Origin of the sequence: Pedobacter sp. ASV1-7 (assembly GCF_040203335.1) — a bacterium.
Lineage (GTDB): Bacteria > Bacteroidota > Bacteroidia > Sphingobacteriales > Sphingobacteriaceae > Pedobacter.
In genome coordinates this window covers 616,047-633,093 of record NZ_JBEHBV010000002.1, presented here as the reverse complement: position 1 = coordinate 633,093, position 17,047 = coordinate 616,047, and the positions used below count along the sequence as shown (strand labels likewise).

Sequence of the window (17,047 nt, the reverse complement as noted above, 5' to 3'; positions counted from 1 at the left end):
TAAATATGAAACCAATGAAAATAAAGTGGACTGGCTTTGCTTTGTCCTTTTTCTTGCCAGCAATAAGTATAGCGCAGGTAGTATTTACAATTTCAGGTAAAGTCGGTAATTTAAATTCACCAGCTAAAGTTCATCTTTCCTATTATTCGTATGAAAGCAAAAAGTTTATAAAAGAAAGTCTGCCTTTAAAAAATGGTGTATTCAATTATAAGGGAACTCATCTTAAACAGCCTGCAATTGTTGAGTTAGTTTTAAGTCATGATGGCAGCAGTTTAAATGATTTAATGAATAAGTCTTTTATGCTTGATGAAACGCTCGACCATATGGATAAGTTGAGTCTTTATGTAGAAAACGGTAAAAATGTGTTGACTGCAAAAGATTCCATTAGTAAAGCTGTTATAGCTCCTTCTAAGATTGAGTTGGAGAGAAAACAATTTGAGGCTTTTGTTAAGACAGCCCAAGATAAAATGAAGAGTCTAAACGATAGCTGGACAGCCCTTTCTAAGGCAAAAAGATTAGGGAACCAGATTGATGAGTCGAGATACTTAAGTATATTAAATGACTTGTTTTTAGCCGAGAAAGAATATGCTAATGTATGTGTGAGGTATGCGAAAAAATATCCTGCTGGTTTTTATGCAGGAGTTGCCTTGAGAAAAGCCCTTTCGGGAGCAGATAAATTTGGACGCATACATGATCAGAACCTTCAGAATGATGCTCTTATCATAAAGGAAGCATATAACCTTTTAAGTCCTGCTATAAAAAAAACAAATCCTGCCGAATCCGTAAAGTATAGTCTTGATGATTTAGATGTAAGAAAAGTGAATGTAAAGGCAACAAATTTTGTTCAAAATACTGTTGATGATAAGCCTGTCGGGATATCTGACTTTAAAGGAAGATATGTGTTTGTGGATTTTTGGGCTTCCTGGTGTGGTCCTTGCAGAGGAGAGAATCCAAATGTATTAAAGGCCTACAATATGTATAAAGATGCAGGTTTAGAGATCTTGGGCGTGTCGTTCGATGATAAGAAAGAGGCTTGGGTAAAAGCAATAAAAGAAGATGGGATGCCTTGGGTGCAAATCAGTGCCTTAAAGGGATTTGAAAATGAAGCAGCTAAAATATATAAAATACAAGGGATACCTTCAAGCTTATTGATCAATCCTGATGGAGAGATTATCGCTTATGATTTAAGAGGAGAGAACCTGGAAAAGAAACTGGCTGATATTTTTTTTCTTAGCGATTCTGTCAAAACAATAAAATAGTATATCTTTAGGTTAATATAAAACTCTTTTTAATTCACTTAAACTATATTTAATTATTTATGACTACTAGAATAATGCTCTTATTAACAGCTCTTTTTTCGTATACCCTTACTTTTGGACAGACCCAGGTCGGCATTATTAAAGATCCTGAATGGAAATTAATTGCATCTTATGACAGTAAGTTCGGAAATACGCTTAATCTTTCCGATAACAGTATGGCAATGATTGTCAGCATTCCAAAAGTAGATTTTGCCATCACAAATATTGATCATAACCTTTCGCAGAAATGGCTTACGCCCCTAAATGGATATCCATTAGCTATTGGAAAGTTTAAAAATAATATTTTAGTCATCGCTGCCAGTGACAGGGCCTTTCTTAAAAGCTTTAGCGGTGCTTATAAAGCTTATTTGTTAGAAGAAAAAACAGGTAAGATATTATCAGAAAAGGTTATTTACGAAGGGAACAAAGACTTCATTGAAGAACCTGATTTTTTCTTTGCTCAGGACGGGTCCTATTTTAGAATGTCGGTACGTTTGACTTCAATGAAACGTAAAGTGACTGTTTTTGCTGTATCTAAATCGGACAAGTCATACCGGTCTACACAAGGATTTAGCATCATCAATTATGATGCGAACTTAAATCAAAGAGAAATAGTAGAGCCCAGAATGCCAGCAGGTGATATCTGGACATTATCGAATGGTACAGATGGTAGTTTATTTATCGCGACAGTTGACAATAAGGGTGGGACAATTTCTGCTGCAACTTATATCTCAAGTAATACTGATCCATTAAAAGTTGTTACAATTCCCTTTGATGTGAGAAAGGGTAAAGAGGTTAGGTCAATAATGAGTACCTCAGGTAGAAAGCCATTCATTAATTATCTGGCAGTAGTTTATGAAAATACGGAGAAGGATGTTACTTTGTTGACTTCCAGAATAGACTTTAAAGATGGTACTTCAAAAGTAGCGAAGGAAATTTTTGACAAGAAGCATATTAAAGAGCTGGAAAAATCTTTTATCCCGGTTAACAAAAAGTTTGATGATTTGCAGTTCAGTAAAATAGAGTTTTTAGGAATAAAACATATTGACGAATATGGTGATAAATTATTGGTAGGCGTCTCACCTAGTTTTGTACAATCGTCCAAATATGGAAGTGTTACTTTCGATGGTTCTTTACTAATGAATATTTATGATCAGAATTTAAAAAGACAGTATCATCAGTTTCTTCCACGAACTTATATGAGTTTAGACGGCGAAGGCTCAAAGATAGCTTATTCACTTAAAGACAATAAATTAAGAATGGTCGCAAATATGAGATCAGGTAGTTTTAGCTCAGTTTCTTCTTTGTATGGTGAAATGGATTTTACAACAGGAAAGATGTTTAAAACGACAAAGGTTCCCGATAAAGATATCAAGGGTGGTTTTTATGTGAACACAGAATCAGTTACCTGGTTAGATAATTCGTTCATTCTACCTTACTTTGATAAGCAACGTGTTTTTAGGACAACCATTGATGTTCAAATGCAATTGTTAAATTATTAACATTGTATTTCAAATTATTAAAGAGCCTGCAAATCATAGCGATTTGCAGGCTCTTTACATTAATGAACCCAGCAATGAGCAGGACTTTGTTTAATTATACTAGTTTCTGATCAATATTGTAATGCGGGCAAAAAGTCATCAACTTTCCAGTCCTGATTTGTTTGAAGTTGTTTGCCTTTCTTTACACCAAAAGGCAATGTTAAATCGCTGTTGTGTTTAACAGGCGCCAACAAAGCTGGCTTAGCTTTTTCATTTACAAGCCAGATAGAAGCACCTGCTTTTAAATTGATAAGTATTTCATCATTTACCAGTTTTTTTATACTGTAATCATTAGATTTTTTTGCTTTTAGCCTTTCAACATCACGTGTTTTCAATACAAATGGCTCTCCGGTTTTACTTTTTATACTAATCCAGCTAGTCTGACCATTTTTAAACACTGCACTAACCAGGTAACCACCCTCAGCTCTTAAATCATTAAAAGAAGCATCCTTCCAGCTTGAAGGCAATGCCGGAAATACCCTTATTTTACCTTCCCAGCTTTGTAAAAGCAACTCCATTATTGATGTGGCTCCACTTAATGGCGTTTCTATCACTTCGTTCCTGCCCTTGCTTTCAGTGTAAAACGTATTGCTGTGGAACTGGCTTATCCCTGTTTTACCGGTTAAAAGTTGATCCATATTCTTCAATGCATCATCACCTCTTCCAAGAGCAGCAAATAATGAAGCAGCACCAGTAAATGAATAGCCAGCAAGCCCTTTTCCATTTTCAATTTTATGCCAATGGTCTACAGATTTATCTACCAGCAGACTGTCTTCTTTTTTATCTGGGTTTAATTGGAAAAATGGATATAAAGCCAATAAATGAGAGTAATGTCTATGTGACATTTCCAATGCCTGATCGCTGCCAATCATCAATCCATTTTCATCAACAGGATAAGCAATTAAATTGGCCAATATGGACTTCCATTCCGCAATTTCTTTGGTATGGATATTACCTTTCGCCGATACTTGTATAATTGTATTTAGCAGCCAACGTAAATTTGCAAGATTATAATTGGTGTTTATAAAGACAGCACTTTCTTTATATTCCGGAGATTGCATGGCTTTTAGTTGAATTTCTCCATTTCCACCCTTTATCATCTGCTTTTTATAACAATCTAGTATGCTTATAGCCTTTGGTAACCATTTTTCTTGAATAGCTTTTGAGTTACCAGCATAAGCATATTGCTTCCAATAGTTATGCATTGTCCAGCATAGATCTCCTAATTTCTGTCCACAAAAGCGACTGAGTAAAATTTCAAAATTATCATCAACAATGGTTATCATGTTTTCTCCAAGCTCCAGGTGATTGCTGGTATAGACCGGAGAATAGGTAAGCTGTATATTTAAGTTCCACCACATTCCTGGCCATGCTGAAGTTTTGTAATAAGGCCCGAACAGATCTAGCGCAGGTCCGTCTGGTCTTGAAGCTGTAGCCATTTTATACAGCTGTATCCAATAAAAAGCCTCCATTCTAGCATCTGGAATACTTAGAAAAGATTGCTTGTAAAAGTCATGCCACCAACTGTAATGCGTATTTTTCACCATGTTTATTGAAAGCTTTTTCATGGTGTTAATGCTATTTATAGCAGTTTTTGCCGATTGGTTAGCTTGAGGGATATCATTAGCGATGCTTACAAATAATGTACTGGTGTTATCTTTAGGTGTTCTGACTTCATTCCAAACAGTAGCATAATCGCCACCTGCCAGTAAGGGTTGGGTACAAATTTTAAAATCATCCTTTATACTCAATTTCGGATCAGGATTCTTTTCATAGCTCAAAGATTCTTTAGCTGTAGGATGTGTAAAAACTCTTGATGAAGTAGGGTTTCCGGGAATAAAAACCCATTTATAGTTCAAATTTGATTTTTGATCTTTTTCTGTTGATTTAACTTCAATAAGCTGGACGTCATGTTGACGTGGAACCATTGCTTTAAAATGAATCTTTCCTGCTGTTGTTTCAATAATACCTATTATCTCTGCGTTCCAGATATCTTGTTTAATAGTTCCGGAAACAATTTTTCCAACTGGCTTTAATAGTAGCTTCCCAATAGGAAGCCTGCAAAAATCATAGATAACTTTAGCTCCTTCCACACCAAAAGATGTCTTTTTATCAGGCGCTTTTCTATGGTCAGTAACATCGGTTCGTCCTAAACTAAAAACTACACCATTATCTTCTTTAGAAACGTAGATCATCATTCCGATATTTCCATTTCCGGTAAAAGCACCTTCATTCCATTGTAAAGGTAAGTCTTCCCAATAAAGATTTTGTTTAGCCATAAAATCTGGCCAATTAATATCAGCAGTCGGTTTATTTACTTGGGCAAAGCAAAAGGTGTTCAGCCCAAAGAGTAGCATAAGGAGAATAAATTTATTGAGGAATGGTTTCATAATTATTTTCCGGTTTTAAGTTTGGTTTTATAGCTGATGAAGGTACTGAGTATAATGATATACGACTTCAAATTTTGGTGATGTTCATTTAGAAATTGATGAATTATTGATTTTTTTCTTCAAATAGAAGCAATTAAGGGCCTAACCCAAAGTGATAGCTTTTTAAACAATACCTAAATCCATATTGATGAAAGTGCTATAAATTAGTTTTTGTCAATGAACCAAATATTAAAACCAGAAAGATTTATGAAACGATTTTTGCTACTATTAATCATTGTTGCGGGTAACCTTACGCTCTACGCCCAAAATACAACTACAAAAGGAATTGTGTCTGATGCTGCAGGTGAGCCACTCGTGGGGGTAAGCGTATCTGTAAAAGGAACAGAAAAAGGAAGATCAACTGGGGTTGATGGTAGTTATACTATAATTACCACTAATCCCGATGCTATATTGGTTTTCTCTTACATGGGATTTAAAACTACTGAGGAACCTGTGAAGGGCAGGACTGTTATTAATGTAAAACTTGCTTCCGATACCAAAACCATGAATGAAGTTGTGGTAATTGGTTACGGAACTGTAAAACGTAAAGAGCTGACAGGTGCCATTTCTTCTGTAAAGGGAGAAGAACTGAGCAAGGTGCCGGTACAGAATGTCGCCAGTGCATTGGCAGGACGTATTGCAGGGGTTCAGGTTGCTGCCTCTGACGGTACGCCTGGCTCAAATCCATCCATCACCATACGAGGTGGAGGTTCAATAACACAAAGTAATGAACCATTATATGTTATCGATGGTATTCCTCAAACGAACGGACTAGGTTTTCTGGATCCGATGGATGTGGAAAGTATGGATGTATTAAAAGATGCATCTGCTACGGCAATATATGGTGCCAGAGGTGCCAATGGAGTTATTTTAGTCACTACAAAACAACCGAAGTCGGGTAAGCTGGCTCTATCTTACGATATGTATTTTGGTGTTAAAAATATTACTAAAACACTTCCTGTATTAAATCCATATCAGTATACCATGTTACAATATGAGAAAACTCTGGGTAACCTTACTGAAGAGGCTAAGTTTTTGAGTAATTATGGCGCCTTCTCTGATCTGCAAAGCTTATATGGAGATAAAGCAGGTGTAGACTGGCAAGACGAATTATTTGGAGGCACGGCAAATAGCCAGTACCATAAATTTGGTGTTGGGGGTGGAAGTAAGGAAACCCGCTTTAATTTCTTTTATTCTCATAATAATGATGAAGGAATTATGTTGAATAGTGGTTCAAAAAAGAATGTTGCTAAATTAAACGTAACACATAATGTTGGTGATAGGTTAAAGGTAACGGGGATTTTAAACTATTCTGATCAAAATACTTTTGGCGTAGGTACAAGAGAAGGCAGTTTTAGGTTTAACCAGTTACAAAATGTTTTCCAGTTCCGCCCAACCTTTGGTCTGAAGGGTACAGATGCAGACCTTATTGGAGCAGAAGAGGATCCTTATTTACAGGATGATAGTGGTAATGTATTACAAAACCCAATCATCAATGCACTTTCTCAGCAAAGATCCTCAGCAAACAAGATTCTCAACTTAAATGCTTCTATTGATTATAAGTTGTTTAAAAACATTACTTATAGAGGTTTAGTGGGGTTGAGAAATTCAGGTACAAAAGCTAAAATATTTAATGATTCCCGTTCTGTAAATGCGAAACGTTCGGGAGGACCAAATGGTTCCATTACTCAGTCAGACAAGAATGATTGGAATTATAGTAATACTTTAACTTACTCTAACCTATTTAATAATGTGCATAAACTGGATGTATTGGTAGGACAGGAGCAGTTGTATTCTAAATCGGAAAGTTTCAGCGCCAGCTCAAATAGGTTTCCACTACAAAGTTTAGGGTTAGATGATTTGTCGCAAGGTGTTTTACCTGGAATCCCAACTTCCTTCTCAGAGGATGAAAAAATGTTTTCGCTCTTTTCAAGAGCTAACTATACCTATAAAGGAAAGTATATCCTTTCTGCAAGTTTAAGAGCAGATGGATCTTCTAAATTTGGATCGGACAATAAATATGGCTATTTCCCATCAGGCGCATTTGCATGGAGGGTAATTGAAGAAGAATTTATGAAAAAGATGCCTGTAGTGTCTGATTTGAAGCTGCGTTTGAGTGTTGGTGTCGCTGGGAATAACCGAATTCCTAATTACCTATCTCAGGCACTGTTCCAATCAGGTTACTATCCTTTGAACAATGAAAACGTAATTGCTGTTGGTTCGAGAACATTGCCTAATCCGGATTTGAAATGGGAAAAAACACGTACGCAAAACATTGGTTTGGATGTAGGCTTTTTTAATCAGCGTATCCAGCTGACTGTTGATGCTTACGATAACCGTACAAGTGATTTATTGCTGAATGCAGATGTACCTAATCTTTCGGGTTATAGCACCATGTTAATTAATGTTGGTTCTACAAGTAACAAAGGTGTTGAGTTTACTTTAAACACTATAAACATTAAAGATGCCGGAGGTTTTAGCTGGAATACCACATTCAATATGGGCTTTAACAAAAATAGAGTGATTTCACTGACTAGTGGAAATGAGTTTATGTATGGCGCAGCAAGCTGGGGTGGATTACAGGAAAAGGACTATATTATACGTGTAGGAGGTGCAGTAGGTAAGATGTTTGGTTATCAATCTAACGGGTTATACCAGGTAAATGAGTTCGATTTCAATCCTGCTACTAATGCTTATACACTTAAGCCTGGAATTCCTTTTGATGCGAACAACGTACCAAAACCAGGATTTTTAAAACTGGTTGATCAGAACGGAGATGGTAAGGTAAATTCAGACGATAGGGTAGTGATTGGAAATGCAAATCCAAATTTTATCGGCGGTATGAATAACACGTTTTCTTTTAAAGGCATTGATCTTAGTGTCTTCTTAAACTGGTCGTACGGTAATGATGTGTATAATGCAAATAAACTAGTAAATAGTCAGACGCATTTGGATTATAGAAATGCATTTGGATACATCACGAACCGCTGGACGAGTATCGATGCAGCCGGACATAGGGTAACTGATCCTGTAGCTTTAGCGGCCCTTAACGAAGGCAAAACGATTCCTGTTTATAATGGCGCAGGTACAGGCTTAAGGCTTTATGACCAGATGATTGAAGATGGTTCATTTCTACGTATCAGTAACATAAGTTTGGGTTATACTTTGCCAAAAGCATGGTTGTCTAAAGTGAAAGTTTCAGGGGCAAGAGTTTATGTTACAGGATACAACTTGCATACTTTTACCAAATATTCCGGTTACGATCCAGAAGTAAGTACCGCAAATAGTACCGGACTTACGCCGGGTGTTGACTTTGGTGCTTATCCAAGAACCCGTTCTTTTGTTGCGGGTGTAAATGTTTCTTTTTAAAATTCAAGAGTGTAAGATAATGAACAAATATTTTAAAACTACTGCTATCAGAACTGTTAAATTAATGGTTATAGCATCTGCAATATTAACTATACCTACTTCCTGCAAAAAATGGCTGGAAGAAAAACCTACTTCATATTATTCTGCCGATACTTTTTTTAAGGATGCCAATGAAGCCAAGATGGCTGTATTAGGAATATATGAATCTATGTCTGGTTTAACTACTTATGGATTCTATATGTCATTGGTATTTGATATAGACTCTGACATTGCACAAATGGATGGTACGGGATTGAGCAATGATCCACGTGTTGCAGCCCATTATGCAATGACACCGGTACATATTTACGTTGCAGAATGCTGGAAATTACTATATCGTGGAATAGACAGGGCTAATCTGGCGATTGAAAGAATTCCGGAGATGGACCAATATAAAAATGGTACAGATGATCAGAAAAAGGACCTAGCCCGTTTGCTGGCTGAAGCTAAATTTTTAAGGGGACAGTATTATTTCGATTTGGTAAGGTTATTTGGTGATGTGCCAATGAAACTAAAACCGACAGCCGCTACTGACGATTTACAATTACCCAGAACAGATCGTGAATTGGTTTATGATCAGGTTTTTAAAGATATGAATGAAGCAATTCAAGACCTGCCATGGGCTTCACAGAAGCCTGTAGATGAGCGAATCAGTAAAGGTGCTGCTAAAGGTATGCTAGCTAGGGTGGCACTTTACAGAGGCGGTTATTCTTTAAGGGCAAATGAACATATGGAACGCCCGGCTAAATATAAAGACTATTATGCCATCACTTTAAAAGAAACCAGAGAGATTATGGAATCTGGTGAGCATGTGTTGAATCCAAGCTATGAACAGATTTTCAGAAATCATTGCAAGCTGATTTTGGAGCCTAAAGAAAGTATGTATGAAGTAGCTTTGTATAATCTGGATGGTGGCGCTACAAACAGTGGTGTTATTGGTACCTGGAATGCTCCGGTTGCAGCGGATAAAAATCCTTACGGAAGGGCAAACTCCTTTTACAAGACTACGGCTTTATTCCAAAAAAGCTACATAGCGGGCGATTTGAGGAGAGATGTTGCTGTAGCAACCTATCAGATGGATATAAATGCAGCAAAGATAGAGTTTACCGGAACCAATGATTCAAAATGGGCACCGGGAAAATGGAGGCGCGATTGGCAGAATACCGGCCCGAAAGATCTTAATAATACAGATATTAACTGGACCTTGTTGCGTTATTCAGATGTATTGTTAATGCGTGCAGAAGCTGAGAATGAGATTAATGAAGGGCCAAATAACGAAGCTTATCAGGCTGTAAATGTGGTGCGGAGAAGAGGATTCGGGAAACCATTGAATACTGTTGATGCAGCGGTTGATCTTCCTGCAGGATTAGATAAAGGGGCATTTCTTGCCAAATTGCAAACAGAACGTGCTTATGAACTTTGTTTTGAAGGTACCAGAAAATCTGATCTGATCAGGTGGAATATATTGGGGCCAAGTCTAAGGGCTACACAGACGGCACTTAAACTTTACAGAGCTACTTATCCTTATGTAGCAGGTACAAATTTTGTGGACAATAAACATGAGCTTTATCCGATTCCTGCTGGTGAACGTGATCTAAATCCTAAGCTGTCACAAAATCCAAAATATTAAAAAATAGGTAAATTGGATTTTTTTAGCAGGTTTGCTTTAAGGAAAGACATTAAAATCTTTCTGTAAAGCAAACCTGTTTGTTTATATAAACTAGTTTAAGGTTTTTACTTTTACATCTTTGAACATATAAGTATTGTCACTAATCCTTAGTGATTTCTTACTGCTAGTTGTAATATTCTTAAGAATGACTTCCTTGGTTTTGATGTAAGGGAATTCTTCCTGATAGGTATTGTCAATCATTTTTGGATTGAAATTGCTGAAAATGGCAGGCCCCTGGTAGTTGTCCGGATGATTAGAATCGTCAATTCGTAGATTTTCAATGGTGATTCGTTCTGGCATATAGCAGGTATAACCAAAATCATGTTGCCCTGAATAGGAACCGTTTATAAGAGCCGCACTGATAGATTTGCCACCTGCAGGAATAAAGACACAGTTGCGTATCACCAGTTCTCCTTCCCATGTACTGCCATAGTCTGAGCGTAGGTTAACCAGGCTACGGCCACGGATGGTGGTATTTTCTATGGTGAAAAGTCCGCTACCAATTGCATTGATACCTACATGTCCAAGGGTTGAGTTGCGGATTGTGGCATTGGCTACACCCTGATGAGCATCAAAGCGAGAAAATGTACAATTATCATAAAGAATATTTTTGCAGAAATTTGAAGCCATAATACCCCAGAATTTGGTGTCGTTGATGTCATTGGTCTGGCTGCAATTCAAGAAAGATACATTTAGCGCACGGTTGACTGAAATATCGTAAGTTCCCATAGAGACCGGTTTACCTGCTGCTCCGATGGTACTATAAGTACGGTGCCCTGTAAGAATGGTGTTTTTTATTGTTACAAAAGCACATTCACCAATATTGATGAAGCCTCCGTATGGTGCACCGTTATCTCCCTCATCTTTGATATTGTGCTGCAATCCATCAACTATTACATTCGACCGTCTGATTGCGATGTTTCTGTTATAATAAGTATACTTCGATTCCTCTTTATTGGCAATTGTTGTGAAACGGCCTCCTGTAATTTTTAGTGCATTTTCATCGATTGGCAGAGCTGTGATATCGGTGATCTGTTCGAAATCCCATAGGATAGGGGCATTCATATCAACATTTCCATTTTTATCAACCAGAAAAATGTCGGTCTGCGGAGATCCATTATTCTTGTTTAAACCAAAGCGGATGTATTGTTTTACATTGGAATTTTTAACTGTGATCAGACATGGGCCGGGTAAGGGAGTGTCTAATTTTTTCTGGTTCCGTTTAAGTGAGGATATAGCTTTCAGTTTAAATGGTTTCAGAGATGTACTTACAGCGAAAATAGAAGCGTTTCGGTTTTTCACCTCAGTATCATCTATGATGAATGCTGCTGTGCCGAAATCGGTATCTGTCTGGATGACCGCTGTGCGTTCATTTCCGCCGATGTAATAGGTGGCTCCAGCATCAGCTTTAACCAAAAGGTGATGAAGGTTAGCAAATGCATGAGTTGCTGCAATTGCATCTATATCATCGGTTTTTCCATCACCTTTAGCACCGAACGCAATGTAGCTAACAGATCCGGCGGCTTTAAACTTAATAAAATCCTTTGGTGATACGTTAAGACACAATTCATTGTTGTCGTTGGTGTATACTCTGGTTTTTCCCTCCTGGGAGGTGATCAATACATTGTTTTTAACTGGAGCTTTCTGTGCATGTGTCACCAATGCAGTGCCTAAAAAGAGGAATGTCAGGAGTATATACTTCATCATAAGGTTTTACTTTTCTATTTACAGATTATTCTAAGAAAGTTTGTGATTACTAACTTAGGTAAAATGGATTAGTTTTGCTGCATCCCTAAATTGTAAATCTGACTAATCCACTTTTGCCTTTGCTCGGGTTTTGCCATTTTTATGATTCCTAGATAGGTTACTTTTACTGGTTTTACCCCACAGAACTCCAAAGTGCTTTTTTTCAATTGATTGATACTTGGCCTTCCATACATCAATCTGTAATACCACCCTGGCTGGTCCAGTGTGGTAATAATACGGGCAGTTTTACCGGTCAGCAGTTTATTCCACCAGATGGAATTTTCCTGGTATTGATAAGTAAGGCCCGGAAGAAACAGCCGGTCAATAAAACCTTTCATGATGGCTGGCATTCCACCCCACCAAACGGGATGAATCCAGACAAGATGATTTGCAGCTCTTATCTTTTCAAGACTATTCTGTAAATCCGGCTCCAGGTCCATTCTTTTACTGTAGCCGAATTGTAAATTAGGATTAAATTGAAGTTCACCTATATGGATAATGGAAACTTCAGCACCTGATTTTACTGCACCATTGCTATAAGCGATTGCCAGTGCGTGGTTAAAACTTTCTTTATTCGGGTGTCCGTTTATGACAAGAATTTTGGTCATTTTGTCCTGATGTTAATTTGTTCAGGGCAAAGTTATCTTCATGCATACACCGTTTACAGGACATTTGTCTATAAAACCACTTCTCTTCTTAGTCTGCTTAGATGTCTTGCTGTGATGCCAAGATAGGATGCAAGATATTGTAAAGGAATTTGTTGAACATACAAGGGGTGATTATTTAGTAAATCAATGTATCTTTTCTTAGCTTTTTCTTTTTGAAAAAGAAATAACCTGTTTTCCAGTTCCAGATATTGCTGTTCTGCAATCATTTTTAGAAATCTGGTCCAGTTCAGGCTGGACTGCGATAACTTATCCAGCTCAGCTTTCTGAATAACAATCACTTCTGCTGTCGATATCGCCTGGATATTTTCTAAAGTTGGTAATCCAGTAATGAATGAAGAATATGCTGTTGTTAAAGTATTTGGAAATGTGATGCAATAGGTAATATCTTCTCCGGATTCTGAGCTAAAGAAAGATCTAAGGATGCCGGTTTTAAGAAAGGCAACCTCTCTACATAGCTGACCTTCCTTAATTAAGAAATCACCTTTTTTAATTAATTTTAGGGCTGTCTTTTCTTCAAAATCAGCAATCTCTGATGGAGTGAAAATATCAAATGAGCTTAAAAACGTGCTGATCATTTTGTTAAAAATTGATTCATTTTAATTTGTTTTCAACTGCGATCGCTTCTTTAAATACAAAACCTGGGTTTTCACTCACCTGATATTGAAATTCCAATTGCAATTTTCCTGTTTTTTCAAAAGGCTTGATAGATTTTAATAGTGTAAGCGAACTGTCGTTCAACCCTAATTTAAATTCCTTATAAATCGTAATCTCTGTAAGGTAAGATAGTCGTTCATTTGTATTTAAATCTATTTCTAATTTTATGTTTTCAAATTTCCAATTACCTGTAAAAGAGTCTTTTGTTTTATTTCTGATGTAGCTACCATCAAATTGCGTGAGCTTTTTTAAAGGTATTACCGAACTAGATGATTTCTGTTTGCATACCGAAACATTAATCTCTTGAGGAATATAAATAACCTTTTCATCTAGTTGGTTTCCAGGGTTTAACATAATACTCACTTGCGGCTCTTTAAAAAGTGCCAGGTTCATTGTTTCGCTCAATATAATTGCTATATCCTTATCCTTTACCTGATAATTTGATGCATCTGTCAATTCCAGTCGTCTTATATATGGCATCAGGCCTAAGTGTTCTAATAGCATCTGCAATCTATTGTAACTGTTTTCGTTGATCTCTAATAGCGTAAATTGTATTTGATTTGGTTCAAAACTTAGCATTATAGGGAGTGCGAGTGCGGCAAAAGGTCCGGTCCCGGCATAAAGTATATGAACTGTTTGTTGCCCCTGGTTATGTATGTCTTTAATGGCTTGACTTAGCCCTTTTATGAATCGTTGTGTCCTAAATATTTCTTTCACACAATTTGCAGCCCAGAATGAGCCTAAAGCATTACCATTATGTGTTTGTATATGCTCCCGATCACTCTTTCCTTCCGGATCAATTGCAGAAAACTGACAAAGTAAATCATGGTATTTTAAGATAGCTGGTGCTAATTTTTCGTGGAAATCGGCAGCTATCAGAATATCGTTTGATACAGCGAGCAGATTTTTCTTAAGGGTTTCCGAGGTCGTTGATGTAGTTTAACTTCTTTTCCAGTTGACAAGTATGGTGAAAATATATTATTTATCAGAGGTAATATTTATTTAAACATTAATCTTATTTTACTTAAGCATTACTAGGGCTTTCTTAGGGTGAATGGCCCTAGCAAGGCCCTAGTAACGCCCTAGTAAGGCCGGAGTAAAGCTTCATTAATAAAAGCATCAGATTAATGCGTATCTTGTGTATAATTCTTACCCTGCATAAGTGTTAGAGTGACTTCATAAGCTGTCTTTTTCTCCCAGCGTGCTATCAGCCAGGCGATAAAGCTCAAAGTGAAGATGTCGTTGTTTTCTACCCATTCTAGTTGGTTTAAAACCTTCTTTCTATATATCATTTCAAAAGCCACATCTGGTTTTAGCAAGTATTTTTCAACTAGTTTTAGATACGACAATACACGTTCCTCCGAAGTTTTCAACAAGTACTTCTTATATCGCCGTTGGAAGCTGTTTAAGCGAGACATAGCAAGTTCGATGTTAGAGAACTGTGCGTGGACCAAAATTTCCATCAGATTCTTTCGGATGGTCCATAACAGGCCCATTTTTTTTTCATACCAGGCATCGGTACGCGTCAGTAAAGTTAGCTGCTTCAAACTACTCCGGTCGTTACAAAGGGCTAGAAACATAGTTAGGCATACCCGTAGATCCTCGATGTCTTCCGGTTTAGACGTTTGCTTTGTATTGGAGAGCGATTCCTGCAACAACACAATCGCATCGTCAGCAAAGCCTGTGAAGAATAGGTTGAGTGCAGAGAGTAACTGATGACGTAAATAAAAGAGTCTGTAATATCGACTATCCGTCATCATTAAATCCATCATTCCTTTAAGATGGCGTCTACTTCCTGCGAAATCCTTTCGCCGTAGATGAAAGTTCGCCAAGAAATACAAGATAGATATATGATAAAAGATATAGGACTGCTTTTTAGACTCCTGATCCTGCATGAATTGATTTGTTCGTTTGATATAGTGTTCTATCAATCCGTAATTCTGTTGTATCGCTGCATATTCGTTCGCAATAAAAAGAATTTGGTAAATGGACTTATATGTCATCAGATCCAGTTTAGAAATCTTGTACTTCCGGATTGTCGTTAGCATCAAGGTTTTTAAATTAACGATCTTCCCTTTCAGGTGTATTTCCTGCAATTCTTGCCTTAAAAAGGCATAGGTCATATTGAGCTTAGCTTCGCGTTGCATATCCGACTGGTTTCGTAGGAAACGAGTGGTTAAAGCCTCGAGATCTTCTGCTCCTGGTAAATGGGCATATTGCAGCTTCAACAGCAATAACTCGTTTAACAAATTAAATTGCTCTAAATGTTCAGCCAGACGTTCGGCTTTATTCAAACATTTGAATGCTGTCTTGATCACATCATTTTCTAATAAAAAACGCCCTACTACAAGTAGGCGCAGGGCATCATAGCTGTCAGAATGATTACCTTCGAAGGTTTTCTGTGATAAGAATAACAGAAGGTTATCCTGTAGCCTTTTACGCAAAGCATGGTATGCATCATTATTTTTCTTCGAATTGTAGAGTTTTTTTAAGCCATTTATATCATCAGTTTCTATCAAATCAAGTAAGTGCAGGTTTTTAACATCTTCTCTCTTGTTTTTTCGCTGAATAAACTGTCTTAATGCCTTTTTTTCGGCACTATTGAGTAAATTAATTAACTCCAGTATTGAATCCATATAGCTATATTGGTTTATGTAAAAGTATAAAATTACAAAAAATATATCGTCAGTAATTTATACAATCTGTTTTTTACAGGTCTATTTTAGATCAGACATTTGCTTCCATATTAATCACTAAAAACAAAAAAATATGGAATCGCTACAACACAGAACAGAAGAGAATTCAACAATTGTAAAACATGATGAGAAGGTTAGAAATCCATTTAAGCCAACTGCCGCATTTATAGGTGCCTCTTGGTTTGCTTTATTGGCAGGAACGCTGGGATATTGTATTGGATTATGGAATGCTAGTATGGAATTGAATGAAAAAGGTTATTATTTCACTATTTTATTATTTGGGCTATTCGCAGTAATCTCCGTACAAAAAAGCGTAAGAGACAGGTCTGAAGGACTTGTTGTTACGGATCTTTACTACGGCCTGAGTTGGTTTGCTACTATTGCGTCAATGATCCTATTGACAATTGGGCTGTGGAATGCAGATATCACACTAAGTGAAAAAGGCTTTTACGCCATGGCATTCAGTCTAAGCATGTTTTCGGCCATTGCCGTTCAAAAGAATACCCGCGACTCAAAAATGTTCGAGGATAAAGAACTGTAACGTAGCGGTTGCCACCCCGCAGATTCTTGCCTGGCAAGCCTGCGGGGTTTATTTACTCATTAAATCGCTCCCTTTTTTTATGTTTTCTACACGGTGAAGAGTGCTTTTAAGAAGAGGAAAGCTACTCTGCGGTTATCGGATCAATAAGGGCGGAGACCTTACTTATTGAATTTGCAGGGAACCCGCCTTGCTTAGCATGTTCCAAGACCATTTCTTCATTGGGAGCATTGTAAATGCAATAAATTTTATTGTCTGTTACATAGCTATTTACCCATTGTATTTGTGGTCCCATTTTGCTTAAGACTCCGTTAGATGCTTTTGCAATTTCTTTTAATTGTTCAGCAGTTGATTTTCCTACTCCAGGAATTTCCCTTTCAATTACATACTTAGGCATGGC

The 17,047-nt window shown here is 37.2% G+C and carries 12 protein-coding genes; 5 read left to right on the top strand and 7 right to left on the bottom strand.

The features are described from left to right. The first annotated feature begins 5 nt into the window (after positions 1-5). Positions 6-1,259 carry a redoxin domain-containing protein gene (locus ABDJ41_RS07585; RefSeq protein WP_349785285.1) on the top strand — a complete coding sequence of 418 codons (1,254 nt, stop codon included), beginning with the start codon at positions 6-8 and terminating at the stop codon, positions 1,257-1,259. 59 nt (positions 1,260-1,318) lie between these two features. Then, on the top strand, positions 1,319-2,800 hold the full coding sequence (locus ABDJ41_RS07580; RefSeq protein ID WP_349785284.1) for a hypothetical protein: 1,482 nt from the start codon (positions 1,319-1,321) through the stop codon (positions 2,798-2,800). A 110-nt stretch (positions 2,801-2,910) separates the two neighbouring features. Here ABDJ41_RS07580 and ABDJ41_RS07575 read toward each other — a convergent pair whose 3' ends face one another. Next, a complete protein-coding gene (locus ABDJ41_RS07575) occupies positions 2,911-5,118 on the bottom strand; it encodes a glycosyl hydrolase family 95 catalytic domain-containing protein (protein ID WP_349785283.1) in 2,208 nt (735 codons plus the stop codon). A 357-nt stretch (positions 5,119-5,475) separates the two neighbouring features. Here ABDJ41_RS07575 and ABDJ41_RS07570 point away from each other — a divergent pair, with 357 nt between their 5' ends. Both ABDJ41_RS07570 and ABDJ41_RS07565 read left to right on the top strand, forming a co-directional pair. Beyond that, positions 5,476-8,637, top strand: coding sequence for a SusC/RagA family TonB-linked outer membrane protein (locus ABDJ41_RS07570; protein ID WP_349785282.1), 3,162 nt, complete (start codon positions 5,476-5,478; stop codon positions 8,635-8,637). A gap of 19 nt (positions 8,638-8,656) precedes the next feature. Beyond that, complete coding sequence (locus tag ABDJ41_RS07565) at positions 8,657-10,306, top strand: RagB/SusD family nutrient uptake outer membrane protein (RefSeq protein WP_349785280.1); 1,650 nt, start codon at positions 8,657-8,659, stop codon at positions 10,304-10,306. Between the two features lie 90 nt (positions 10,307-10,396). Here ABDJ41_RS07565 and ABDJ41_RS07560 read toward each other — a convergent pair whose 3' ends face one another. The 5 genes from ABDJ41_RS07560 to ABDJ41_RS07540 all read right to left on the bottom strand — a co-directional run bounded on the left by ABDJ41_RS07560 (position 10,397) and on the right by ABDJ41_RS07540 (position 16,049). Then, positions 10,397-12,052 carry a hypothetical protein gene (locus tag ABDJ41_RS07560; RefSeq protein WP_349785279.1) on the bottom strand — a complete coding sequence of 552 codons (1,656 nt, stop codon included), beginning with the start codon at positions 12,050-12,052 and terminating at the stop codon, positions 10,397-10,399. A gap of 68 nt (positions 12,053-12,120) precedes the next feature. Continuing rightward, a complete protein-coding gene (locus ABDJ41_RS07555) occupies positions 12,121-12,699 on the bottom strand; it encodes an NAD(P)H-dependent oxidoreductase (RefSeq protein WP_349785278.1) in 579 nt (192 codons plus the stop codon). A gap of 68 nt (positions 12,700-12,767) precedes the next feature. After that, on the bottom strand, positions 12,768-13,334 hold the full coding sequence (locus ABDJ41_RS07550; protein WP_349785277.1) for a Crp/Fnr family transcriptional regulator: 567 nt from the start codon (positions 13,332-13,334) through the stop codon (positions 12,768-12,770). A gap of 16 nt (positions 13,335-13,350) precedes the next feature. Next, positions 13,351-14,130, bottom strand: a complete 780-nt coding sequence (locus ABDJ41_RS07545) for an SAM-dependent methyltransferase (protein ID WP_349785276.1) — start codon at positions 14,128-14,130, stop codon at positions 13,351-13,353. A gap of 407 nt (positions 14,131-14,537) precedes the next feature. Then, positions 14,538-16,049, bottom strand: coding sequence for a hypothetical protein (locus tag ABDJ41_RS07540; protein WP_349785274.1), 1,512 nt, complete (start codon positions 16,047-16,049; stop codon positions 14,538-14,540). Between the two features lie 133 nt (positions 16,050-16,182). On the opposite strand from ABDJ41_RS07540, the gene yiaA reads away from it, so the two are divergent. After that, positions 16,183-16,650, top strand: coding sequence for an inner membrane protein YiaA (gene yiaA, locus ABDJ41_RS07535; RefSeq protein WP_349785273.1), 468 nt, complete (start codon positions 16,183-16,185; stop codon positions 16,648-16,650). A gap of 121 nt (positions 16,651-16,771) precedes the next feature. Here yiaA and ABDJ41_RS07530 read toward each other — a convergent pair whose 3' ends face one another. Further along, the gene (locus ABDJ41_RS07530) at positions 16,772-17,044 is read right to left on the bottom strand and encodes a DUF4242 domain-containing protein (protein WP_349785272.1); all 273 of its coding nucleotides are present in this window, start codon (positions 17,042-17,044) and stop codon (positions 16,772-16,774) included. Between the last annotated feature and the right edge of the window lie 3 nt (positions 17,045-17,047).

Coding starts and splice junctions, on each gene's coding strand:
- ABDJ41_RS07575 (WP_349785283.1), bottom strand. CDS start 5,118: ATGGCTAAACAAAATCTTTATTGGGAAGACTTACCTTTACAATGGAAT.
- ABDJ41_RS07555 (WP_349785278.1), bottom strand. CDS start 12,699: ATGACCAAAATTCTTGTCATAAACGGACACCCGAATAAAGAAAGTTTT.
- ABDJ41_RS07550 (WP_349785277.1), bottom strand. CDS start 13,334: ATGATCAGCACGTTTTTAAGCTCATTTGATATTTTCACTCCATCAGAG.
- ABDJ41_RS07580 (WP_349785284.1), top strand. CDS start 1,319: ATGACTACTAGAATAATGCTCTTATTAACAGCTCTTTTTTCGTATACC.
- ABDJ41_RS07560 (WP_349785279.1), bottom strand. CDS start 12,052: ATGATGAAGTATATACTCCTGACATTCCTCTTTTTAGGCACTGCATTG.
- ABDJ41_RS07565 (WP_349785280.1), top strand. CDS start 8,657: ATGAACAAATATTTTAAAACTACTGCTATCAGAACTGTTAAATTAATG.
- ABDJ41_RS07530 (WP_349785272.1), bottom strand. CDS start 17,044: ATGCCTAAGTATGTAATTGAAAGGGAAATTCCTGGAGTAGGAAAATCA.
- ABDJ41_RS07585 (WP_349785285.1), top strand. CDS start 6: ATGAAACCAATGAAAATAAAGTGGACTGGCTTTGCTTTGTCCTTTTTC.
- yiaA (WP_349785273.1), top strand. CDS start 16,183: ATGGAATCGCTACAACACAGAACAGAAGAGAATTCAACAATTGTAAAA.
- ABDJ41_RS07570 (WP_349785282.1), top strand. CDS start 5,476: ATGAAACGATTTTTGCTACTATTAATCATTGTTGCGGGTAACCTTACG.
- ABDJ41_RS07540 (WP_349785274.1), bottom strand. CDS start 16,049: ATGGATTCAATACTGGAGTTAATTAATTTACTCAATAGTGCCGAAAAA.